The organism is Streptomyces sp. NPDC017676, from assembly GCF_044329325.1.
Lineage (GTDB): Bacteria > Actinomycetota > Actinomycetes > Streptomycetales > Streptomycetaceae > Streptomyces.
Genome location: NZ_JBIRJA010000002.1, coordinates 532,456 through 554,123 on the forward strand (window position 1 = coordinate 532,456; position 21,668 = coordinate 554,123).

Annotated in this window: 23 protein-coding genes; 10 read left to right on the forward strand and 13 right to left on the reverse strand. The window is 72.5% G+C overall.

Annotated elements, in window-relative coordinates; all coding sequences use genetic code 11:
- Positions 1 to 38: 38 nt before the first annotated feature.
- Both ACH4LD_RS06535 and ACH4LD_RS06540 read right to left on the reverse strand, forming a co-directional pair.
- A complete protein-coding gene (locus tag ACH4LD_RS06535; RefSeq protein ID WP_132783073.1) occupies positions 39 to 926 on the reverse strand; it encodes a 2-hydroxy-3-oxopropionate reductase in 888 nt (295 codons plus the stop codon).
- A gap of 28 nt (positions 927 to 954) precedes the next feature.
- Positions 955 to 1,812, reverse strand: a complete 858-nt coding sequence (locus tag ACH4LD_RS06540) for a TIM barrel protein (RefSeq protein WP_132783072.1) — start codon at positions 1,810 to 1,812, stop codon at positions 955 to 957.
- 149 nt (positions 1,813 to 1,961) lie between these two features.
- On the opposite strand from ACH4LD_RS06540, the gene ACH4LD_RS06545 reads away from it, so the two are divergent.
- The 8 genes from ACH4LD_RS06545 (at position 1,962) to ACH4LD_RS06580 (ending at position 9,191) form a co-directional block, all read left to right on the forward strand.
- Positions 1,962 to 2,237: a thiamine-binding protein gene (locus tag ACH4LD_RS06545; protein ID WP_132783071.1), complete on the forward strand. Its 276-nt coding sequence runs from the start codon at positions 1,962 to 1,964 to the stop codon at positions 2,235 to 2,237.
- Positions 2,238 to 2,284: 47 nt separating this feature from the next.
- Complete coding sequence (locus ACH4LD_RS06550) at positions 2,285 to 2,596, forward strand: helix-turn-helix domain-containing protein (protein WP_207928227.1); 312 nt, start codon at positions 2,285 to 2,287, stop codon at positions 2,594 to 2,596.
- Between the two features lie 151 nt (positions 2,597 to 2,747).
- Complete coding sequence (gene uraD, locus ACH4LD_RS06555) at positions 2,748 to 3,260, forward strand: 2-oxo-4-hydroxy-4-carboxy-5-ureidoimidazoline decarboxylase (protein WP_398054258.1); 513 nt, start codon at positions 2,748 to 2,750, stop codon at positions 3,258 to 3,260.
- 4 nt (positions 3,261 to 3,264) lie between these two features.
- On the forward strand, positions 3,265 to 3,681 hold the full coding sequence (gene uraH, locus ACH4LD_RS06560) for a hydroxyisourate hydrolase (RefSeq protein WP_398054257.1): 417 nt from the start codon (positions 3,265 to 3,267) through the stop codon (positions 3,679 to 3,681).
- 7 nt (positions 3,682 to 3,688) lie between these two features.
- Positions 3,689 to 4,612 (forward strand): factor-independent urate hydroxylase, encoded by a 924-nt coding sequence (pucL, locus tag ACH4LD_RS06565; protein WP_398054256.1) that lies wholly within the window; start codon positions 3,689 to 3,691, stop codon positions 4,610 to 4,612.
- 64 nt (positions 4,613 to 4,676) lie between these two features.
- Positions 4,677 to 6,089: a nucleobase:cation symporter-2 family protein gene (locus ACH4LD_RS06570; RefSeq protein ID WP_398054255.1), complete on the forward strand. Its 1,413-nt coding sequence runs from the start codon at positions 4,677 to 4,679 to the stop codon at positions 6,087 to 6,089.
- Between the two features lie 66 nt (positions 6,090 to 6,155).
- Positions 6,156 to 7,541 (forward strand): 8-oxoguanine deaminase, encoded by a 1,386-nt coding sequence (locus ACH4LD_RS06575; protein WP_398054254.1) that lies wholly within the window; start codon positions 6,156 to 6,158, stop codon positions 7,539 to 7,541.
- A gap of 282 nt (positions 7,542 to 7,823) precedes the next feature.
- The gene (locus ACH4LD_RS06580) at positions 7,824 to 9,191 is read left to right on the forward strand and encodes a nucleobase:cation symporter-2 family protein (protein WP_398054253.1); all 1,368 of its coding nucleotides are present in this window, start codon (positions 7,824 to 7,826) and stop codon (positions 9,189 to 9,191) included.
- Positions 9,192 to 9,207: 16 nt separating this feature from the next.
- Here ACH4LD_RS06580 and ACH4LD_RS06585 read toward each other — a convergent pair whose 3' ends face one another.
- Positions 9,208 to 9,834, reverse strand: coding sequence for a 3'-5' exoribonuclease domain-containing protein (locus ACH4LD_RS06585; RefSeq protein ID WP_398054252.1), 627 nt, complete (start codon positions 9,832 to 9,834; stop codon positions 9,208 to 9,210).
- 132 nt (positions 9,835 to 9,966) lie between these two features.
- Positions 9,967 to 11,406, reverse strand: a complete 1,440-nt coding sequence (locus ACH4LD_RS06590) for an MFS transporter (RefSeq protein WP_398054251.1) — start codon at positions 11,404 to 11,406, stop codon at positions 9,967 to 9,969.
- A 117-nt stretch (positions 11,407 to 11,523) separates the two neighbouring features.
- Between ACH4LD_RS06590 and ACH4LD_RS06595 the strand changes: the two genes are divergently transcribed.
- Positions 11,524 to 11,925, forward strand: coding sequence for a winged helix-turn-helix transcriptional regulator (locus ACH4LD_RS06595; protein WP_398054250.1), 402 nt, complete (start codon positions 11,524 to 11,526; stop codon positions 11,923 to 11,925).
- Positions 11,926 to 11,938: 13 nt separating this feature from the next.
- Here the strand turns inward: ACH4LD_RS06595 and ACH4LD_RS06600 are convergent, their stop codons facing one another.
- The 6 genes from ACH4LD_RS06600 to ACH4LD_RS06625 form a co-directional block, all read right to left on the reverse strand.
- Positions 11,939 to 12,361 carry an acyl-CoA thioesterase gene (locus ACH4LD_RS06600; protein ID WP_398054249.1) on the reverse strand — a complete coding sequence of 141 codons (423 nt, stop codon included), beginning with the start codon at positions 12,359 to 12,361 and terminating at the stop codon, positions 11,939 to 11,941.
- 52 nt (positions 12,362 to 12,413) lie between these two features.
- Positions 12,414 to 13,034: a hypothetical protein gene (locus ACH4LD_RS06605; protein WP_398054248.1), complete on the reverse strand. Its 621-nt coding sequence runs from the start codon at positions 13,032 to 13,034 to the stop codon at positions 12,414 to 12,416.
- 183 nt (positions 13,035 to 13,217) lie between these two features.
- Positions 13,218 to 13,820 carry a histidine phosphatase family protein gene (locus ACH4LD_RS06610; protein ID WP_132783059.1) on the reverse strand — a complete coding sequence of 201 codons (603 nt, stop codon included), beginning with the start codon at positions 13,818 to 13,820 and terminating at the stop codon, positions 13,218 to 13,220.
- A 263-nt stretch (positions 13,821 to 14,083) separates the two neighbouring features.
- Positions 14,084 to 14,650 carry a DUF4232 domain-containing protein gene (locus tag ACH4LD_RS06615; protein WP_398054247.1) on the reverse strand — a complete coding sequence of 189 codons (567 nt, stop codon included), beginning with the start codon at positions 14,648 to 14,650 and terminating at the stop codon, positions 14,084 to 14,086.
- A gap of 31 nt (positions 14,651 to 14,681) precedes the next feature.
- Positions 14,682 to 16,508 carry a trypsin-like serine peptidase gene (locus ACH4LD_RS06620; RefSeq protein WP_398054246.1) on the reverse strand — a complete coding sequence of 609 codons (1,827 nt, stop codon included), beginning with the start codon at positions 16,506 to 16,508 and terminating at the stop codon, positions 14,682 to 14,684.
- 169 nt (positions 16,509 to 16,677) lie between these two features.
- Positions 16,678 to 17,886 (reverse strand): pyridoxal phosphate-dependent aminotransferase, encoded by a 1,209-nt coding sequence (locus tag ACH4LD_RS06625; protein ID WP_398054245.1) that lies wholly within the window; start codon positions 17,884 to 17,886, stop codon positions 16,678 to 16,680.
- Between the two features lie 81 nt (positions 17,887 to 17,967).
- Here ACH4LD_RS06625 and ACH4LD_RS06630 point away from each other — a divergent pair, with 81 nt between their 5' ends.
- Positions 17,968 to 18,594, forward strand: coding sequence for a winged helix-turn-helix transcriptional regulator (locus ACH4LD_RS06630; RefSeq protein WP_398054244.1), 627 nt, complete (start codon positions 17,968 to 17,970; stop codon positions 18,592 to 18,594).
- A gap of 172 nt (positions 18,595 to 18,766) precedes the next feature.
- On the opposite strand, the gene ACH4LD_RS06635 is transcribed toward ACH4LD_RS06630, so the two are convergent.
- The 3 genes from ACH4LD_RS06635 to ACH4LD_RS06645 all read right to left on the reverse strand — a co-directional run bounded on the left by ACH4LD_RS06635 (position 18,767) and on the right by ACH4LD_RS06645 (position 21,640).
- A complete protein-coding gene (locus ACH4LD_RS06635) occupies positions 18,767 to 19,567 on the reverse strand; it encodes a hypothetical protein (protein ID WP_398054243.1) in 801 nt (266 codons plus the stop codon).
- A complete protein-coding gene (locus ACH4LD_RS06640; RefSeq protein WP_398054242.1) occupies positions 19,567 to 20,829 on the reverse strand; it encodes a VWA domain-containing protein in 1,263 nt (420 codons plus the stop codon). The genes ACH4LD_RS06635 and ACH4LD_RS06640 overlap by 1 nt, the downstream gene beginning before the upstream one ends.
- A gap of 67 nt (positions 20,830 to 20,896) precedes the next feature.
- On the reverse strand, positions 20,897 to 21,640 hold the full coding sequence (locus ACH4LD_RS06645) for an NUDIX hydrolase (protein ID WP_398054241.1): 744 nt from the start codon (positions 21,638 to 21,640) through the stop codon (positions 20,897 to 20,899).
- Positions 21,641 to 21,668 lie beyond the last annotated feature (28 nt).

Sequence of the window (21,668 nt, forward strand, 5' to 3'; positions counted from 1 at the left end):
GTCGGCGGCGCCACGGCCCGGAAGTCCGCGAGGGGCCGTCAGACCTGGGCGCCGGACAGGCGCTCCACGGCCCGTAGCAGGGCCGAGTGGTCCAGGCCGCCGTCACCCTGGGCGCGCAGCGACGCGACGAGCTGGGCGACCACGGCGCCGACCGGCAGGGCCGCGCCGACGGTGCGGGCGGCGTCGGTGACGATGCCCATGTCCTTGTGGTGCAGGTCGATGCGGAAGCCCGGCCTGAAGTCGCGGTTCAGGAAGTTGTCCTTCTTGCGCGTCAGCACGGTCGAGCCGGCGAGGCCGCCGCCCAGGACGTCCAGCGCGGCCTTCAGGTCCACGCCCGACTTCTCCAGGAAGACCACGGCCTCGGCGCACGCCTGGATGTTGACGGCGACGATGAGCTGGTTGGCCGCCTTCACGGTCTGGCCGGAGCCGTGCGGACCGCACAGCACGATGGTCTTGCCGAGCGCCTCGAAGACCGGCCTCGCCTCGTCGAAGTCGGCCTGCTCACCGCCGACCATGATCGACAGTACGGCCTCGACGGCGCCGGCCTCACCGCCGGAGACGGGCGCGTCCAGGACGCGGATGCCCTTCTCCTTCGCGTTCTTCGCGAGGTCGACGGAGGTCTGCGGGGTGATCGAGGACATGTCGATCAGCAGGGCGCCCCGCCCGGCGTTCTCCAGGATGCCGTCCGGGCCGTAGGCGATGGCCTCGACCTGGGGGGAGGCGGGCACCATCGTGATCACCACGTCGGCGTCCCGCACGGCCTCGGCGATCGAGGCGGCGGCCGTACCGCCGGCGGCGGCCAGCCGGTCCAGCTTCTCCGGCTCCAGGGTGTAGCCGGTGACGTCGTAACCCGCCTTGATCAGGTTCTCGGACATGGGGGAGCCCATGATGCCGAGGCCGATCCAGGCGATCTTGGGAAGACTCATCGGGGGTGCCTTTCTCAGTGCGGGGTGGTCAGCGGGCCGCGCGGGCCTGGACGGGCAGCCAGTCGAAGGCCTCGGCGCTCGGTCGGTCGCCCGGCTTGTACTCAAGGCCGACCCAGCCGTCGTAACCGGCCTTCCTCAGCCGGCCGAGCAGGTCCTCCAGCGGGAGCGAACCCGTACCGGGGGCGCCGCGGCCGGGGTTGTCGGCGATCTGCACATGGCCGGTCCTCGCGGTGTACCGCTCGATGACCGAGGGCAGGTCCTCGCCGTTCATGGACAGGTGGTACAGATCCATCAGGAACTTCGCGTTCCCGAGGCCCGTCGCCTCGTTGACCTTGTCCACGACCGCGATGGCCGCGGGCGCGCTCACCAGCGGGTACAGCGGTGACTCGGGCTTGTTGAGGGCCTCGATCAGCAGGATGGCGCCGATCCGGTCGGCCGCCCGGGCCGCGAGGGTCAGGTTCTCCAGGGCGAGCGCGTCCTGCTCGGCCGGGTCCACGCCCTCGACGCGGTTGCCGTACAGCGCGTTGAGCGCCGTGCAGCCGAGGGAGGCCGCGAAGCCGGCGGCGACGTCGATGTTGGCACGGAACCTCTCCGACTCCTCGCCGGGGACCGACAGGGCGCCGCGGTCCGGGCCCGGGAGCCGGCCGGCGTAGAAGTTCAGGCCCGTGAGCCGTACCCCCGCGTCCTCGATCGCCTTCCTCAGGGCGTCCAGCTCGGACCGCGCGGGGGTGGGGGAGTCGATCCAGGGCCACCACAGCTCGACCGCGGAGAAGCCCGCCGCGGCGGCGGCCGCGGGACGCTCCAGGAGCGGGAGCTCGGTGAAGAGGATCGACAGGTTGACGTTGAAGCGCTGGTCTGCGGCGGTGCTCCACTCGAAACCCGGCATTCGGGCCGCGCTCCCTTCCGTGTGTTGAGATTCCGTATTACGGAAGTTCGTTTCTGCTTAATGGAAGATTGCCGTCGGGTGTCGGAGCTTGTCAAGGGGGGCCGGTCGCTGGCCGCCCGAAAAGCCGCGCCGGGCGTTAGGTTGAGCGCGTGCGATTGAGAGTGGAGTTCACGACCGAACCCTTCGACCTGGACGAGGCGCCCGCGCACGCCCTGGTGGCGCGCGAGGTCATCGAGACGGCCGAGCTGGACGCCGTCGACGTCGGCCCGTTCGGCAACACGGCGGAGGGCGGCGCCGATCGCGTGCTCACCGCCGTGGACGCGCTGCTGCGCAAGACCCTGGAGGCCGGCGCCACCCGGGTCTCGCTCCAGGTCAACGTGATCGACGACGTGAACGGCGACGGGACCGCGGAGGGCGGCAGGTGACCGGGGACGAGCCGTTCATCGCGGCCGTGAAGCCACTGGTCGACGCGATGGGCGGGGAGATGCTCCCACCCGACGAGGCCGGCCCCGAGGACGTCGTGCTCGCCTGGGAGGGCGTCGACGTCGTCGCCGTGCGCCTGCCCCAGCTCGCGGACTCCCTCGACCACATCCTGGCCGCCATGGAGCGCAGGCAGGGCCGGCCGCTGGCCGACCTCGACCGCAAGGCCAAGCAGGAACTCGTCCGCAGCCTGGAGGCGCGCGGCGCGTTCGCCGTGCGGCACGGCGTGGAGACCGTGGCCGGCGCGCTGGGCGTCAGCCGGTTCACGGTCTACAACTACCTCAACCGGGAGAAGGGTTCCTGACCGGGCCGGAAGCGGGGGCCGCCGTGCCGTCCGGGCCCGGCCCGGCTTGTTACGCGGAATTTTCAACAAAGTGTTGACGTGATGTTTCCGAGGGCGTTAGCTATCGGCAGCCCGATCAGCACGACGGCCCATCGTGGCCACGGAGGCTCCCGTGACGTCGACTTCCACGCCCCCGGGCCTGGCCCGGTTCAACGATCTGGAGGAGCGCGCGGCCCTCGCCGCCCTCCACGAGGCGTGCGCCTCCACCGAGTGGGCCCGGCGACTGCTCGCCACCCGCCCCTACGCCACGCCGGAGGACCTGTACGCCGCCAGCGACGCCGCCATGGCCGAGCTGACCACCGCGGACCTTGAGGAGGCGATGGCCGGACATCCGCCGATCGGGCGCCCCAAGCCCGGCGACCCGGCCTCCGCCCGCGAGCAACGCGGCATGGCCGGCGCCTCCGACGAGCTCAAGGCGGAGATGCTGGAACTGAACCTGGCCTATCAGGAGAAGTTCGGCCACGTCTTCCTCATCTGCGCCACCGGCCGGACCGGGGAGCAGATGCGGGACGCGGTCAAGGAGCGGATCGGCAACGCGCCGGAGCAGGAGCGGGAGATCGTCCGCACCGAGCTGGGCAAGATCAACCGCATCCGACTGGCCCGACTCGTCGCAGAGGACGCCTGACACCATGAGCACCAGCACCACCGCCTCCGTGTCCACGCACATCCTGGACACCTCGATCGGCCGCCCCGCCGGGGGCGTCGCCGTCCACCTCTCCGCCCGCAGTGGCCAGGGAGCCCCTTACGGGCAGGGAGGGGACTGGGAGGCGCTCGGCGGCTCCGCGACCGACGCCGACGGCCGGTGCAAGGACCTGCCGGCCCTGCCGGAGGGGACCACCCACGTACGGCTCGACTTCGAGGTGGAGCCGTACTTCGCGAAGAAGCAAGCCGATGCGCAGCAGGACGCCCCCGCGAATCGGGACAGCGGTGCGTCGCCCGTGTTCTTCCCGGAGGTGGCGATCACGTTCGCCGTCGTACCGGGCGAGCACTACCACGTACCGCTGCTGCTCAACCCGTTCGGCTACTCCGTTTACCGAGGGAGCTAGCAGACACATGCCCACGATCCTGGGACAGAACCAGTACGGCAAGGCCGAGAACCGAGTCGTCAAGATCACGCGGGACGGCGCCACCCACCACATCAAGGACCTCAACGTCTCCGTCGCGCTGAGCGGCGACATGGACGAGGTCCACTACTCCGGCTCCAACGCCCACGTCCTGCCGACCGACACCACCAAGAACACGGTGTTCGCGTTCGCCAAGGAGTACGGCATCGAGTCCGCCGAGCAGTTCGGCATCCACCTCGCCCGGCACTTCGTCACCAGCCAGGAGCCGATCCATCGCGCCCGGATCCGCATCGAGGAGTACGCCTGGGAGCGGATCGAGACCTCCGACGCCAACTCCAGGTTCATCGGCGCCGACGAGGTCAAGCACTCCTTCGTCCGCAAGGGCCAGGAGACCCGCCTCACCCAGATCACCTACGACGGCGAGCGGTGGGAGGTCATCTCCGGCCTGAAGGACCTGGTCGTGATGAACTCGACCAACTCCGAGTTCTGGGGCTACGTCAAGGACAAGTACACCACCCTCCAGGAGGCGTACGACCGCATCCTGGCCACCGAGGTCTCCGGCCGCTGGCGGTTCAACTGGACCGACGACGAGCAGAAGATGCCCCACTGGGAGAAGTCCTACGAGCAGACGAAGAAGCACATGCTCCAGGCCTTCGCCGAGACGTACTCCCTCTCCCTCCAGCAGACGCTGTACCAGATGGGCGCGCGCGTCATCAACAACCGCGGCGAGATCGACGAGGTCCGCTTCTCGCTGCCGAACAAGCACCACTTCCTGGTGGACCTGGAGCCGTTCGGTCTCAAGAACGACAACGAGGTCTACTTCGCCGCCGACCGCCCCTACGGCCTCATCGAGGCCACCGTCCTGCGGGACGGCTGCGAGGCCCGTATCCCGGTCGACATGACCAACCTCTGACGCGGGACGCGCGCCCCCGGCCCCGCCACCCGGGCCGGGGGCCCGCCACACCGGAGGGAACGAAATGGCACAGCCTGCGAAGGGGCCCGCCACAGCCCCCTGTTCCACCCCGCCGGAGCACACCGAGGACGCCGTCACGTCCGTGCACCCGGTGGACGAGAAGCTCCACCTCCCGCGGCTCGTCCCCGCCGCGCTCCAGCACATCGCCGCCATGTACGCGGGCGTTGTCACTCCTCCGCTCATCATCGGCCAGGCATGCGGACTCGACATCGCGGCCCGCACCCGGCTCATCGCCGCGAGCCTGCTCATCGCGGGCGTCGCGACCGTCCTGCAGACCCTCGGCGTCAAGGGCCTCGTCGGCAACCGGCTGCCCTTCGTCAACGCCGCCTCCTCCGCCGGCATCGCCCCGATCCTCGCGATCGCCGAGACCAACGGAAAGGGCCATCAACTCCCCGCCATCTACGGGGCGGTGATGGTCGCCGGCGCCATCTGCCTGGCCCTCGGCCCGTTCTTCGGCCGGCTGCTCCGCTTCTTCCCGCCCCTGGTCACCGGCGTCGTCATCACCCTGATCGGCGTCACGCTGATGCCCGTACCGGTCGGCTGGGCCCAGGGCGGCGACAAGACCGCCGCCGACTTCGGCGCCATGCGGAACCTCGCGCTCGCCGGGTTCACCCTCGTCGTGATCCTGCTCATCCAGCGCTTCGGCAGGGGCTTCGTCCGGCAGATCGCGCTGCTGTTCGGGCTGTTCATCGGCACCCTCACCGCGATCCCCTTCGGCATGGCCGACTTCAGCGGCCTGAAGTCCGCGCCCCTCGCCGCGCTGCCCACGCCGTTCGCCTTCGGCGCCCCCGAGTTCCAGCCCGCGGCCATCCTCTCCCTGTGCATCGTGATGCTGGTGCTGATGACCGAGTCCAGCGCCGGCATGCTCGCCCTCGGCGAGATCTGCGACCGCCGCGCCGACGCGCGGACCATCACCCGCGGTCTGCGCACCGACGGCATCGCCACCCTGCTCGGCCCCGTCTTCGGCGGCTTCCCCACCTCGGCCTTCGCCCAGAACGTCGGCGTGGTCTCGCTCACCCGGGTGCGCAGCCGGTACGTCGTCGCCGTCGCCGGTGCCGCCCTGCTGGTCCTCGGCGCCTTCCCGGTCCTCGGCGCGGTCGTCTCCCTGGTCCCCATGCCGGTCCTCGGCGGCGCGGGCATCGTCCTGTTCGGCTCCATCGCCGTCAGCGGCATCCGAACGCTGTCCGAGGCGGGCCTGGACGACAGCTCCAACATCATCCTGGTGGCCGTGGCCCTCGGCGCCGGCATCATCCCGCTGGCCGCGCCGACCTTCTACGCCGGCTTCCCGGCCTGGGCGCAGACCGTGCTCGGCTCCGGCATCAGCGCCGGCGCGCTCGTCGCGGTCCTGCTCAACCTGTTCTTCCACCACCTCGGCACCCGGAGCGGGCAACCGGCTCCGGCACTCAAATCCTCCTAGGGTCCTGCCGTGCCCTCCCCGTGGACGCCCCGTTCACGGGCCGCCACCGAAAGACAAGGAAGCACGATGGCACCATCGGCAGCCGAGCGCATCGTCATCGAGAACTGCGCCATCGCGACCGTGGACGCGGGCGACACGGAGTACGCCTCCGGGCACCTGGTCCTGGCCGGCAACCGCATCGAGTCGGTCGGCGCGGGCAGGGCGCCCGAGGGCCTGGAGAACGTGGTGCGCCGGATCGACGCGACCGGCCACCTCGCCACGCCCGGTCTGGTCAACACCCACCACCACTTCTACCAGTGGATCACCCGGGGCCTGGCCACCGACCACAACCTGTTCAACTGGCTGGTCGCGCTCTACCCGACCTGGGCGCGCATCGACGAGCAGATGACGTACGCCGCCGCGCGGGGATCGCTCGCCATGATGGCCCGGGGCGGTGTCACCACCGCCATGGACCACCACTACGTCTACCCGCACGGCTCCGGCGACCTGTCCGGCTCGATCATCCGCGCCGCCGCGGAGTCGGGCGTCCGGTTCACGCTGGCGCGCGGCTCGATGGACCGCAGCGAGAAGGACGGCGGGCTGCCGCCGGACTTCGCCGTCGAGACACTGGAGGGTGCCCTCGCCGCGACCGAGGAGACCGTCAAGAGGCATCACGACGCCTCCTTCGACGCGATGACCCAGGTGGCGGTCGCTCCCTGCTCGCCGTTCTCCGTCTCGACCGAACTCATGCGCGAGGGCGCCGAGCTGGCCCGCCGTCTCGGCGTACGGCTGCACACCCACGGCTCGGAGACGGTGGAGGAGGAGAAGTTCTGCCACGAGCTGTTCGGCATGGGCCCGACCGACTACTTCGAGTCCACCGGCTGGCTCGGTGCGGACGTGTGGATGGCGCACTGCGTCCACATGACCGACTCCGACATCGCCGCGTTCGCCCGCACGGGGACCGGCGTCGCCCACTGCCCGTCCTCCAACGCCCGCCTCGCGGCAGGCATCGCCCGCGTCCCCGACATGCTCCGTGCGGGCGTCCCGGTCGGCCTCGGCGTCGACGGCACCGCCTCCAACGAGTCCGGCGAACTCCACACCGAACTGCGCAACGCGCTCCTGATCAACCGCCTCGGTGCCCACCGCGAGGCCGCACTCAACGCCCGCCAGGCGCTGCGGCTCGGCACCCACGGCGGCGCCCGGGTCCTCGGCCGGGCGGAGCAGATCGGCTCGCTGGAGCCCGGCAAGCTCGCCGACCTGGTGCTGTGGAAGATGGACACGCTCGCCCACGCCTCCATCGCCGACCCGGTGACCGCGCTCGTGTTCGGCGCCGCGGCCCCCGTCACCGCGTCCTTCGTGAACGGCCGGCAGATCGTCGAGAACGGCCGCCTGCTCACCGTGGACGAGGACGCCATCGCCGTCTCCACCCGCGCGGAGGCCCAGCGCCTGGCCCGCATCACCGCACAGGCCTGATCCGGCTCGGGCCCGTACAGACTCCGGCCGGGAGGGACGGCTCCCGGCCGGGACCCGTGGATCCGAGCGGGATCCACGGCAGCCGTCCCCGGGGCGGGTGCACGCACGCGCCCCGGGGACGGTCACCCCCACACCGCTCGCCCCCGCTCGCCGCCCCACCCCCGTCAGGACCCTCCCCGAGCTCTCCGCTTCGCTCGACCAGGGAGGTGCCCCCATGCCCACCCGCACCACCTCCATGAAACCCACGTCGACGACGACGTGTTACCCGCCCGGAGGACCGCCGTGGCCGCCCATCCCGTAGACGAGAAACTCCCCGCCCTGAGAATGGCGACCAGCGGCCTGCAGCACGTGGCCGCCATGTACGCCGGGGTCGTCGCCCCACCGCTCATCGTCGGCGCGGCCATTGGCCTGAGCGCGACCGACCTGACCTTCCTCACCGGTGCCTGCCTGTTCACCGCGGGCCTCGCCACCTTCCTCCAGACGCTCGGCTTCTGGAAGATCGGCGCCCGGCTGCCCTTCGTCAACGGCGTCACCTTCGCCGGTGTCGCCCCCATGACCGCGATCGTCGCCTCCACCGAGGACAAGTCCGACGCCCTGCCGGTCATCTTCGGCGCGGTCATCGTCGCCGGCCTCCTCGGCTTCCTCGCCGCGCCCGTCTTCTGCAAGGCGGTCCGCTTCTTCCCGCCCGTCGTCACCGGCTCCGTCATCACCCTGATCGGCGTGTCCCTGCTGCCGGTCGCCTTCGGCTGGGCCCAGGGCCCCGATCCCCGGGCGGACGACTACGGTTCCACGACCTACCTCACACTCGCCGGCATCACCCTGCTCATCGTCCTGCTGCTGCGCCGCTTCACCCGCGGCTTCGTCAAGCAGATCGCCGTCCTGCTCGGCCTGATCGTGGGCACGCTCGTCGCGATACCGTTCGGCGTCACGGACTTCGGCCCCGTCGCCCACGCGGACGTGGTCGGCTTCCCCACCCCGTTCCACTTCGGCGCCCCGCAGTTCCAGCTCGCCGCGATCCTCTCGCTGTGCGTGGTGATGGTGGTCTCGATGACCGAGTCGACCGCCGACATGCTGGCGCTCGGCGAGATCGTGGAGCGCCCCGCGGACGAGAAGACCATCGCGGCCGGCCTGCGCGCCGACACCCTCGGCTCCGCGATCAGCCCGCTGTTCAACGGCTTCATGTGCAGCGCCTTCGCCCAGAACATCGGCCTGGTCGCGATGACCAGGATCCGCAGCCGGTACGTCGTCGCGACCGGCGGCGGCTTCCTGGTCCTGATGGGTCTGTGCCCGATGGCCGCCTCGCTCATCGCGGTCGTACCCCGGCCGGTCCTCGGCGGCGCCGGGGTCGTCCTGTTCGGCTCGGTCGCCGCGAGCGGCATCCAGACCCTGGTCCGGGCCGGCCTGGACCGGGACAACAACGTCCTGATCGTGGCCGTGTCCCTCGCGGTCGGCATCATCCCGATCACTGCGCCGGAGTTCTACCACGCGTTCCCCGAGACCGCGAAGATCGTCCTGGACTCGGGCATCTCCACGGGCTGCGTCACCGCCGTGGTGCTCAACCTCCTCTTCAACCACCTCGGCAAGGGCCGCGAGGCCCACGACGTCACCCACCCCATGGAGTCGGGCCAGGAGATCGCCGCCGCGCACTGAGGCCGGCGGCCGGCACTCAAGCGGCCGGGGGCGACGGCGGCGACGCCGCGGCCCCCGGCCACTGCATGAGGTTGGCCAGCAACTCCGCCTGCTCGATCGCGTCGTCCAGCGCGTGGTGCGTGTGCCGGCGCCGCGACAGCAGTTCCCGCGGCATGGTCCCCTTCGCCACCGCCCGCAGCGGCAGCCGGGCCTTCGTCGCGTACAGCGTCTTCATGTCCAGGCAGCCGGAGTGCCCGAAGGGGCTGCTCCCGGTGAAGCGGATCAGGTACCAGTACAGGAACGTCCAGTCGTACGACGCCGGGTAGCCGCACATCACCGGCTGCGCGCCCGCGTCCGCGCTGACCTCACGCACCCACGCGGCGAACTCCGCCAGCGCCACGGCCGGTTCGGCACCCTCGGCGGTCAGCCGGGCCCGGTCGAGACCGCTCACCGCCAGCGCCTGCGGCACGAACTCCTCGCTGATCGGGCGCAGTTCCCGGTAGAAGGTCCGCTCCTCGGGATCGGCCGCGGTGAAACCGGTGGCGTCCTGCACCCCGGCGACCGCCGCCCCGAGGCTGAGCACGGAGTACGGTCCGGGGATCGGTCCGTCGGCCTCGACGTCGACGGAGATGTACAGACTGGGCTTGACACGACGTGCGGACATGCCCCGGAGCATCCCACCCTCCCCGCGCGCCCCGCATCTCCATTCGGCCCGCACGGAGACGCGGGGCGCCACGCCTGGTGGCGGTCGCCCCGGCCGGCGTCGGGCGTGACCGGCCCCGTGTCCTCGCCCGCCTCAGCCGCGGCGCCCGCGCAGGACCAGTGCCGCCAGGACCAGGGCCGTCGCCGCGATGCCGGTGGCCACGGTGAACGCCAGCCGGTAGCCCGCGGCGGTCGCGGGCAGCAGGGACGCGCCGTCGGCGAGCAGGCCCTGAGTGCGGCTCGCCGCGAGCGTCGACAGGACGGCCAGACCCAGCGAACCCCCCACCACCTGCGTGGTGTTGAACAGCCCGGACGCGAGCCCCGCGTCCTCCGCCCGGGCGCCCGACATCGCCAGCCCGGTGAGCGCCGGCATGGCCGCCGCGAACCCGGCGGACAGCAGCAGCATCGCCGGCAGCACATCGGTGACGTAGGAACCGTCGGCGGGCGCCCGGCCCAGCAGGGCCATGCCGGTCGTGATCAGCACCAGGCCGGTCAGCAGCACCCGGTACCCGCCGAACCGGGCCACGGTCCGCGCGGACAGCCCCAGCATCAGCACACCGATCGTGATCGGAGCCGGCAGGAACGCGGTGCCCGTGGCGAGCGCGCCATGACCCAGCACCCGTTGCAGATACAGGGCGCCGATGAACTGGAAGCCGTACATCGTGGCGATCATCAGCACCTGGACCGCGTTGGCGCCGGTCAGCAGCCGGGAACGGAACAGCCGCAGCCGCAGCAGCGGGCGCGCGGCCCGGGCCTGGCGCAGGGCGAACGCCGCGAACAGGGCGAGGGCGAGGGCCGCCAGCAGCAGGGTGACGGCGCGGGAGCGGTCTCCCGCGCCGACGATCACGTACACCGTCAGCATCAGCGCGCCGGTGACCAGGGCCGCCCCGGGGTAGTCGGCGCCCCGGCCGAGCCCGGCGCCGGGCTCCGGGGTGAGGACCCGTACCGCGGCCAGCCACGCGGCCACCCCGATCGGCAGGTTGATCAGGAAGATCCAGTGCCAGCTCAGCGCCTCGGTCAGAGCGCCGCCGAGGAACGTGCCGAGCGCGCCGCCCGCCGCACCGACCGCGCTGAACGCCGCGATGGCGCGGGCCTGTTCGCGCGGCTCGGGGAACAGTGCCACCAGCATCCCGAGGACCACCGCCGAGGCCATCGCCCCGCCCGCGCCCTGCACCGCCCGCGCCGCGATCAGCATGCCCTGCCCGGTCGCCGTCCCGCACAGCACCGATGCCAGCGTGAACACCGCGAGCCCCGCCGTGAACATCCGCTTGCGGCCCACCAGGTCGCCGAGCCGTCCCGCCAGCAGGAGCAGTCCGCCGAAGGAGATCAGGTAGGCGTTGACGACCCAGGCCAGTCCGGGCCCGCTGAAGCCGAGGTCGCTCTGGATGGCGGGCATCGCCACCGTGACGATGTTGCCGTCCAGTACCGTCATCAGCGTGCCCGCGCACAGCACGGCGAGGGAGGTCCAGCGGGAGTACCGTGCCCCCGCGGCCACCGCCACCGGTGACGGACTGTTCTCGATCATGGCCGACATCGTGTGCCGCCTCCCCGTTCTTCCCGTGTTCCCGGTTCTTTCCGTGCGCCTTGGTGCACGACTTGTAACGGGGATCATCGTGGGTGACCATGAAGCCCGGCGTAAGGAGGCAGTCCGATGTCCCAGGGGAACACCGGTGTTACGGTCCAGGCAGTGAACGCGCACGCGTGCCCCGTCCGCGAAGTTCTTGACAGGGTGGCCGGCAAGTGGAGCGTGCAGATCCTCGTCGCCGCGGCGCACGGACCCATCCGGTTCACGGAGTTGGAGCGCGGCATCGAGGGCATCAGCCGCCGCATGCTCACCCTCACCCTGCGCAACCTGGAACGGGACGGCCTGGTGACGCGGACCGTCCATCCGACGGTGCCGCCGAAGGTGGAGTACGAACTCACGCCCGTCGCCCGTGAGTTGCACGACACCCTGCAACGGCTGACCGACTGGGCCGAGCGCAATCGGGTGTACGTCGCCGAGGCGCGGGCGGCCTACGACGCCGAGCACCGGCCGGACTCGCTCGACGCGTAGGCCCCCGGCGGGCCTACAGGCCGAACAGAGCGGGGTCCGTCGCCAGTTCCTCGAACACCTCCCGGGGGTCGGCCAGCAGCTTGCGCGCGGTGAGGTCCATCAGACCGCCCACCGCGACGACCTCGGCCGCCAGGGTGCCGTCGGTCTTCACGATCTCCTGCCGGATCCGGAAGGTCTTTCCCTCCCCCCACTCGAACGCGCAGGTCACGTCGACCTCGTCGCCGGCGAGCAGCTCACGGCGGTAGCGGATGGTCGTCTCCAGTGCCACCGGGCCCACGCCCTGCCCCGCCAGCCGGGCCTGGCTGATCCCGGCCGCCTGGAGCAGCGACCAGCGGGCGTGCTCCGCGTAGTTGAGGTACACCGCCTGGTTGAGGTGCCCCTGCACATCGGTCTCGTAGCCGCGGACGGTCACACGGACGGAAAACGGTTCGGCCACTGCTTGCCCTTCCCCTGTTCGATTCTCGGGTCGACCGATCCTGACACGGCGGTCACACCCGGCGCGGCGAGGCCAGCAGATAGCGCGCTCTCGTCCGGGGCTCGGTGTACTCGCCCGTCTGCCAGCCGGCCCGCTCCAGCGTGGCCGCGCAGTCGGCCAGCGTCCGCGCGTCCGGCGCGTACACCGCCACCGCCTCCGGCTGCGGGGTCGCCCGGACCCGGTAACCGTCCGCGTCCCCGCCCGCCGGCCGGTGCCCGGCCGCCTCCAGCGCGAGCGCCGCGGCCCGCACCAGATGCGTCCGCTCCCACCCGCACGGCCGGTCCGCCGCGCCGTCGGGATTCGTCATCCGGCGCAGCTCCAGCAGCCCCTGCCAGGCACTGTGCACCTCGCGCTGCCGCGCCGGACCGGACGCGGGCGGCTCCTCCTCACCACCGACGCGGGCCGTGAACACGCCGGTGTCCCGGGTCGGTTCCGCCGCCGGCTCGGGCACCGCCTCCCGTATCCGGTGGCCGGCCGGGGTGAGGAAGTGGTCGTGCGGCGGCCGGGGATGCCGGAAGGCCAGCCCCCGCTTCACCAGTGCCGCGAGCTGGGCCTCGGTACCGCGCAGCCGGCCGGTGACCGGGTCGGCGTCCTCGATCACCCGCCGCTGCGCGGCGGTGGGCGGTCGGGCCACGGGAGGCTCCTCTCGGGGTCGTCGTCGGGGTGACGGCCGGGTGACCGCCGACGGGTTGTCCAGCGGGGCCGCCGGACGGTCGGCCCCCGGGCCGTCGGAGGGGCGGCCCACTCGCAGAGTACGACCCGGGTCTGACACCGCTCCCTGCTCCTCACCCACTCAGGGCCCACCCCGCCCGGCTCCTCACTCCCCCCGGGGCCGGATGTTCCACCCAGCGACGACCGGCCGGCCGTGCTCCGTGCCGAGGCGGCACAGTGCGCCCGTCGCGAGCTGGAAGAGGGCCCCGTGCTGGGGTGGCAGGCCCAGGCGGCGGGCGGTGAGGACGCGGAGGAAGTGGCCGTGGGCGATGAGCACGACGACCCCCTCGGTGTCGGCGAGCGCCGCGTCGACCTTGGCCAGCATCCGGTCGGCGCGCTCCCCGACCTGCTCCGGGGTCTCGCCCGGGTGGTCCGGCGGCCCGGGGGCGACGCCGTCCGTGAACAGGAACCAGCCGGGCCGGCTCCGCTGGATGTCCGCGGTGGTCACCCCCTCGTAGCCGCCGTAGTCCCACTCATGGAGGTCGGCGTCGACCCGCGCGTCCGGGACACCGATGAGCCGGGCGGTCTCCCGGGCGCGCTGCAAGGGGCTGACGAACGCCGCCCCGATCCGCTGCGAGCGGATCAGCGGGACCAGCCGGCGCGCCTCCTCCCGCCCGTGCTCGGTGAGGGGTACGTCGGTCCGGCCCGTGTGCCGCCCGGACCGCGACCACTCGGTCTCACCGTGCCGCACGAGAAGGAGGTCACCCATGACGGCACGGTGGCACAGGGCGCCCACCGCCCGCAGGACGGACTGCGCCAGACGGCCGGTCCCGGAGCGACGGCCTTCGCGCAGCGGCCCTCGGTCCGCGGGACCGCTGTCTCAGGGCCCCGGCCGGTGTCCGGCGCGGTACCGTCATGGCGAGGGTTTCCCCGCAGGCGTCGATCGTGGTGGTCTTCCCTCGCGCGTCGGTGACGGGGACGACGGTGTCACGGGTGTCGTGCGGTGCCCGGACCGATGCCGGGCCCGCAGCCTCAGGACCCGGCCGGTGTCCGGCGCGGTACCGTCATGGCGAGGGTTTCCCCGCAGGCGTCGATCGTGGTGGTCTTCCCCCGCGCGTCGGTGACGGGGACGACGGTGTCACGGGTGTCGTGCGGTGCCCGGACCGATGCCTCGCCCTGTCGCACGCACCAGCTGTCGTCCGCGCCCTTCGCGCCACGGCGCGTGTAGTGGAGGTCCACGGTCACGGAGTCCCCGCCGGACAGGACGAGGGAGGCCGGGCGGCCCCGCCCGGTGCCCTCGATGCTCTCGGCCTTGCCGTTGTGGATCTCCAGGACCGGGTAGCCCGCGAACACGCACGCGCCGGGGCCCTTGTTGGCGGCGGTGAGCCGTGCGTCGGGCCGGTCGGTGCCCTTCTCCCTGTCGCCGCCCTCGTCCGCGCCGTCCCCGTCGAGCAGGGACAGCGTCCACGTCAGTGAGGCGGTCCGGCAGGGCGGTGCGGTGGCGTCCGGCGCGGCCGTCGTGCCGGTGTCGCAGGACGTCAGAGCCAGGCCGGCCGTCAGCAGGGTCAGGCCGCCGGCGAGGCGAGTGGTCACGCGCATGATTCCCCCTTGACGGTACGCGGTGGCACGATCAGGTGCCGGGATGGACCAGCGTGAGCTCGGTGCCGACCGCCTTCGGGCCGGTGTCGGCGTACAGCGTCGTCTCCCCGTCGGACCAGCGCACGACGAGGTCGTTCCCCGGGTCGCCGTGGCGGAAGCCGCCGACCGTCAGCCCCTGCGCGTGCCGCCACAGGCCGTTCGGGCCGCGCAGCCGCGTCCTGGTGCCGAGCCCCGCCGCCGAGGTGCCGGTGTACGTGTCGAGCGCGCCGTCCGCCCAGCGCACCAGCAGGTCCCCGCCGGCCGTACCGTCGAAGTCGCCGCTGGCCAGCAGGGCGGCCTTGGTCCAGGTGCCGTTCGCCGCGACGAGCCGCGTGCCGGTGCCCAGGCCACCGGCCCCGGCCTGCGGGTACAGCGTGAGCGCGCCGTCGGCCCAGCGGACCAGCAGCCCCGTGCCCCCGTCCGCGCGGAACGCCCCGGAAGTGAACTGGACGGCCTTCTTCCACACGGAGCCGGGCGGCGCCGTCCGGATCTCCCGGCCCAGTCCGGAGGGGCCGGGCTGTGGGTAGAGGGTGACCTCGCCGTCGGACCAGCGCACCAGCAGGCCGGACCGGGCGCCGCCGGTGAAGGTGCCGCCGGTCAGGGCGCGGGCGTGGGTCCAGGTGGAGTTGGCCCGCCGCAGCCGCTTCTCGGCCAGGAAACCGCCCTTGCCGTCGCCCGGGTGCAGGGTGACCCCGCCGTCGGACCAGACCACGAGCAGGTCGTCGTGCCGGTCGCCGGTGTAGTCGCCGGACGCCATGAGCGCGGCCCCGCGCCAGCGTGCGGCGCCACCCGGCAGCGCGCCCTTGACTCCCCGGTACGGCGGCAGGTCGGCGGGCGGGGTCCGGTCGGCGACGGCGTCGGCGAGGAGGTTCGCGGCATCCGCGCCGAACGCGGTGGCGTAGCTGATGTAGTCGACCTCGGCGTCGTTCCCGCCGCCGTTGTAGCCGCCGAGGTCGCCGATGACGTGCCCGGTGCGGGCGTCGTCCTTGTAGTCGGTGATCCACGGGCTGCCGGAGACACCGCCGTAGTAGCCGCCGCAGGTCATCGACAACTGCCGGTAGCCCCGCAACTGCTTTGTCGGGACCGTGCACTTGACGGCGCGTCCGGCGCTGTTGTGCCGGTGCGAGGGGTAGCCCACGACGGTGACGTTCCGGTGGGTGTAGCCGGCCGGCCGGGTGAAGGTCAGCCCGCCGCCCACGGCGTCCTGGAGGGACGTGCCCCGCTGGTTGGCCGAGACCCGGGCGAACGCCGTGTCCAGGTCGGACGCGGCCTTCTTGGTGGTGGCCGAACCACGGTCGGGCACGTACCGGGGGTCGATGAAGATCCGCTGGATGTGGAAGATGCCGTACGGCTGCCGGTCGGGGGCCGCGCCCTTCATGAACTCCGGGACGAAGATGTAGTCGCCCGTCATGTTCAGCGCGCAGTGGGCCGCGGTGAGGACGATGTTCCGCGCCTTGGTGTCGATCACGCTGCCGGTGCAGTGCCAGGTGGTGCCGCGCGGTCCGTCGGCGCCGAAGAACGTGCCCACCAGCCGGGTTCCCTTGAACAGGGTGCCCTTCGGCCGGGCCGCCGCCGCGGTCGCCGCCCCCGGCTCCGCCGGCACGTGCCGCGCCGCGTCCAGTGGCCGGGCGTCGGCCATGCGCTGCGCCGTCCAGAACCGCGCGGCCTGCCGTGCCTCCTGCCCTGCGGGCGGCGCGAGGGGCTGAGGCCCGCTTCCGGCCCGGGCGCCCGGCGCCGAGAGCCCGAGTACGACCGCGCACAGCACGGCGACGGCCGTGCGGCGCTTCCCGTGCGTACGGCGTTGTCCGTACGAGAACACTGCTGCTCCCCCTGGTCTGACGTCTCCGGCCGGTCCGCCGGAACCGGACCAGGGGGGTGCGGCGCTGGTCAGGCGCGCACCGGCGGCCGATGGGCGGCCCGCCCCGCGTCGGACCCCCGGTCGTCAACGGAGGTGATCTTCGCACGGATGCGCGAAACGGGCCAGGCGCCTACTGCCGGTACCCGCTGAGGAACCTGCCGATGCGGCCGATCGCCGCCTCCAGGTCGTCCGCGTGCGGCAGGGTCAGGATGCGGAAGTGGTCGGGGGCGGGCCAGTTGAAGCCGGTGCCCTGGACGACCTGGATCTTCTCGCGCAGCAGCAGGTCCAGGACGAACTTCTCGTCGTCGTGGATCGGGTGCACCTTGGGGTCGATGCGCGGGAACGCGTACAGCGCGCCCCTGGGTTTGACGCAGGACACGCCCGGGATCTCGTTGAGCTTCTCCCAGGCCACGTTCCGCTGCTCGTACAACCGCCCGCCGGGGACGGTGAGTTCGCCGATGGACTGGCGTCCGCCGAGCGCGGCCTGGATGGCGTACTGGGCGGGCGCGTTGGCGCACAGCCGCATGGAGGCCAGCATCGTCAGGCCCTCCAGGTAGTCCCTGGCGTGCTGCTTCGGCCCGGTGACCACCAGCCAGCCGGAGCGGAAGCCCGCCACCCGGTAGGTCTTGGACAGGCCGCAGAAGGTGAGGACGACGAGGTCGGGGGCGAGCGCCGCGGCCGAGTGGTGGACGGCGTCGTCGTAGAGGATCTGGTCGTAGATCTCGTCGGCGAACACCATCAGGCCGTGCCGGCGGGCCAGGTCGAGGATGCCCTCGACGACCTCCTTCGGGTAGACCGCGCCGGTCGGGTTGTTCGGGTTGATGATGACCACGGCCTTGGTGCGGTCGGTGATCTTCGACGCCATGTCGGCCAGGTCCGGGTTCCAGTCGGCCTGTTCGTCGCACAGGTAGTGCACGGCCTTGCCGCCGGCCAGTGTGGTGACGGCCGTCCAGAGGGGGAAGTCCGGCGCGGGGACGAGGACTTCGTCGCCGTCCTCGATCAGTGCCTGTACGGCCATGGAGACCAGCTCCGAGACGCCGTTGCCCAGGTAGACGTCGTCCACGTCCACGTCGAGGCCCAGGGTCTGGTAGCGCTGGGCGACCGCGCGGCGGGCGGAGAGGACGCCGCGGGAGTCCGTGTAGCCGTGGGCCCGCGGCAGCATCCGGATCATGTCCTGGAGGATCTCCTCCGGCGCCTCGAAGCCGAAGGCCGCGGGATTGCCGGTGTTCAGGCGCAGCACGCTGTGCCCCGCCTCCTCCAGCGCGTTGGCGTGCTCGATCACCGGGCCGCGGATCTCGTAGCACACCTCGCTGAGCTTGTTGGACTGCCGGAACTCCATGCGCCCCTCCGGAAACTCGTGTTGCTTGGTTTTACCAAGCTGGAGCTTGGAAAGTCCAACAACGCGTCTAGACTGCGTCGCATGTCACCTCGCCGAAGCTACGACCAGTACTGCTCCGCAGCCCGCGCCCTCGACCTCGTCGGCGACCGCTGGACCCTGCTGATCGTCCGCGAACTGCTCGCCGGCCCGCGCCGCTACACGGACCTGCACGCGGACCTGCCCGGCGTCAGCACGGACGTACTCGCCTCACGGCTGAAGGACATGGAACGGGACGGGCTCACCACCAGACGGCGGCTGCCCCCGCCGGGTGCCGCGTACGTGTACGAACTCACCCCACGCGGACGCCAGTTGCTGCCCGTACTGCAAGCGCTGGGTACGTGGGGCGAGGCAGAACTGGGGGAGCGCCGGCCCACCGACGCCGTCCGCGCGCACTGGTTCGCACTGCCGCTGCTGCGGGCGCTGGACGGGGAGGGCGTCGTGGAAGTCGGTCTGGAGGAGGGGGACTTCCACCTCCACGTCGGCGCGGAGGAGGGCCCGGTGTACGGCGACGGGCCCGCGCCCGGCGCGGCGGACGCGCGCCTGGTGATGGACGCGGCGACCTGCGAGGCCATCGCCCGCGGGGAGACGGGGCTGCCGGACGCGGTACGGGACGGCCGGGTCACGGTGACCGGGGACGGCACGCTGGCCAAGGCACTGCGGGAGGCGTGAGGCCCGGGGAACGGCAAAGCCCGGCGAACGGGAGGGCCCGGCGAGCGGGAGGGCCCGGCGAGCGGGAGGGCCCGGCGAGCGGGAGGGCCCGGCGAGCGGGAGGGCCCGGCGAGCGGGAGGGCCCGGCGAACGGGAAGGCCCGCCGTCGGGCGGGCCTTCGCGCTACTTCGGCTCAGACACCCGGCGGCACCCGCGACGGCCTCCCGGACCCCCGCGTCAGCACGTACCCGCCGATGCCGGCGAGCGCGGCCAGCACCGCGCCGATCCCGGTCCACACCCACCGGTCGGACCACCACCCGGACGACCAGCCGTCGTCGGAGCCGAAGCTGGACAGCACGGCACCCTTCGAACCGTCCCCGTCCTCCGCGGACTTGGCGGCGATCCCGGGGACGAGCGGCTTGCCCAGCGAGCCGTCCACGGCCGCCGGGCCGCCGATGCCCTTGGAGTCGACGCGCACCTCGGCGCTCACGGGCTTGCCGAGGTCGGCGGCGCCGAGGTCCACCACCGTCAGCCGGATGTAGTACGTGCCCGGCAGCGGGTCATTGGCCCACGGCTCCGCCCAGCCGCGCACCGTGCGCAGCACACAGGCCAGTTCGACCGAGCCGGCGCCCTGCGCGGCGGTGCGGGACTGGGCGCCGTACTGGCAGGACTGGCGGCGCCGCAGACCGTCGTACACATCGAGCTGCCAGGTCTCGGAGCCGTGCGCGTCGGGGAGTTTCACCGTCGCCTTGACGGTGGGGCGCTGCCCGGTGTCCGCGGGGAACGACCAGTACAGGTAGTCGCCCGTGGAGCCGGAGGCGGTGGCCTGCTGCCCCTGGTCGATCTCGGTCGCCGTACGGAAGGAGGTGCCCGCCCGGGTGGGCGCGTCGCCGTCGGCGGAGGCGCTCGGGGAGGGCGAGGAGTCGGCGGCGGCCGGTCCGGCGGCCAGTCCCAGCGCCAGCAGGGCGGCGCCCCACACGCGTGTGATCCGCATCAGTTCGTCCTCCAGACGGCGACCCGCCAGCGCGACAGCCAGCCCCACAGCAGACCGGCGAGGAAGCCGATCAACACCAGCGTGCCGAGCAGCCACCAGCCACGGCCGAGACCGAACGCGGCCACGTCGTGGTGACCGGACGGCCCGTCCACGACGTCGACGGTCAGCTCCAGCGGCAGACCGGGGGTCGTCTTCACGCCGGACGCGGCCGAGAAGGAGCTGGTGACCTGGAGGCACACCGTCTCCGTGGGCGCCGCGTCGTCGTCGCTGTCCGGCCTGGGGTAGCGCAGACCGGTGGAGACGACGTCCGTACGGCCGGTGCCGGCGGCCTCACCGCGGACGATCTCCCGGCCGTGCACGGTCACCGCCCGCAGCAGCACACCGTGGTTCGGCTGGACGGCCCGGTCGTCCGCCACGCTCACCGAGGCGCGCAGTTCCTGACCGGGATCGACGTCCACCTTGTACCAGCGCTGCTGCCCGAACTCCACGCGGTCGGTGTACAGGCCGGACTTGAGCGCCGGCGCCTTCTCGCACCGGTCCGCGCCCTCGGTGGCCACCGGCGTGACCACCGGGTCCGCCGCACGGTCCACCAACTCGCCGACGCGGTCGCTCAGTTCCTCCTTGTGCCGCACGTCGGTGTAGGTGCCGCCGGTGGCGTCGGCGATGCAGCTGAGCTGGTCGCGGGTCTTGGCGTCCGGCACCAGGCCGAGGGTGTCGATGGTCAGCCCGATGCCCTTGGCGGCTATCTCCCGCGCCACCTCGCACGGGTCGAGCGGCTGGCAGGTGTCCTCGCCGTCGCTGATCAGGACGATACGGCGGGTTCCGTCACCGCCGTTCAGGTCGTCCGCCGCCTTCAGCAGCGCGGGCCCGATCGGCGTCCAGCCGGTCGGCGCCAGCGTGGCCACGGCCGTCTTCGCGTCGGTCCGGTTCAGCGGGCCGACCGGGTACAGCTGCTCGGTGTCCTTGCAGCCCTCCTTGCGGTCGTCGCCGCGGTAGTTGGCGCCGAGCGTACGGATGCCGAGCTGGACCTCCTCCGGGGTCGCGTCCAGCACCTCGTTGAACGCCTGCTTCGCCGCGGCCATCCGGGTGCCGCCGTCGATGTCACGGGTGCGCATGGAACCGCTGACGTCCAGCACCAGTTCGACCTTCGGAGCGGTCTGGTCCGTCTCGTCGGCGACCGCGCCGGCGGGAAACGCGATCCCGGCCGTCAGGGCGGCGAGCAGAGCACAGACGCCCGCCGCCAGCCGTTGTCTTCTGATCATCGCCGGATCCTATTGATCAGACAGGCCGTCCTCCAAAACGACCGCCGCCCGCCTGCCCGGGGGTGCCTCAGTCACCGTCGTCCGGCGCCGGAGTCCCGAACAGCCCTGCCAGGCGGGCCCGGTAGAGCGCGGCGACGGTGAAGCCGTCGGTGATCCGCCCGTCGGCCACCATCTCCTCCGCCTCGGCCGGCGTCACCGTGATCGCCCGGTGGATCGCCTCGCCCCGCTCGACCGGGCCGATGCCGTCCACATGTGCCGCGTACAGGGCGACCTTGTGGCCGAGCAGCCCGGTGTCGGGGTGCAGTTCCCCCAGCGGGAGCACCGCCGTCGGCGTGGCCGCGATCTCCTCCCGCAGCTCCCGGGTGACGTTCTCGGTGGGCGTCGCGCCGGGGGCCCCGAAGCCGCGTACCACCTCCCAGTGCCGGCTCCGGGTGGCGTGCCGGTGGTGCTCGATCAGCACGACCTCCTTCCCGTGACCGAGCAGCGGCAGGACCACCACGCCGGGAGTGGAGGCCGGGGGCGGCAGGATCCGGTCGTACAGGCCGAGGCGGCCGTCGGGGAAGCGCACCGGGTCGCGCAGGTACCACAGGTAGCGGTCGGCCGACACGACACCCGCGGGGACCGGCCGCAGCACGGCCCGCAGCCGTGCCCACAGGGCGCCGAACAGGCCGCCGTGGCCGGTGTGCCCGGCCGCGGTCGCCTGGCGGCGGGCGTCGCGGATCAGTGCCGGGTCCGTGAGGATCCGGACCCCTTCGGGATCGTCGCGGAACCACTCCGGCACGTCCCGGCGCAGTGCCTCGTAGCGGTTCATCGGGGCCTCGGCAGGCTGGGCAAAGCGA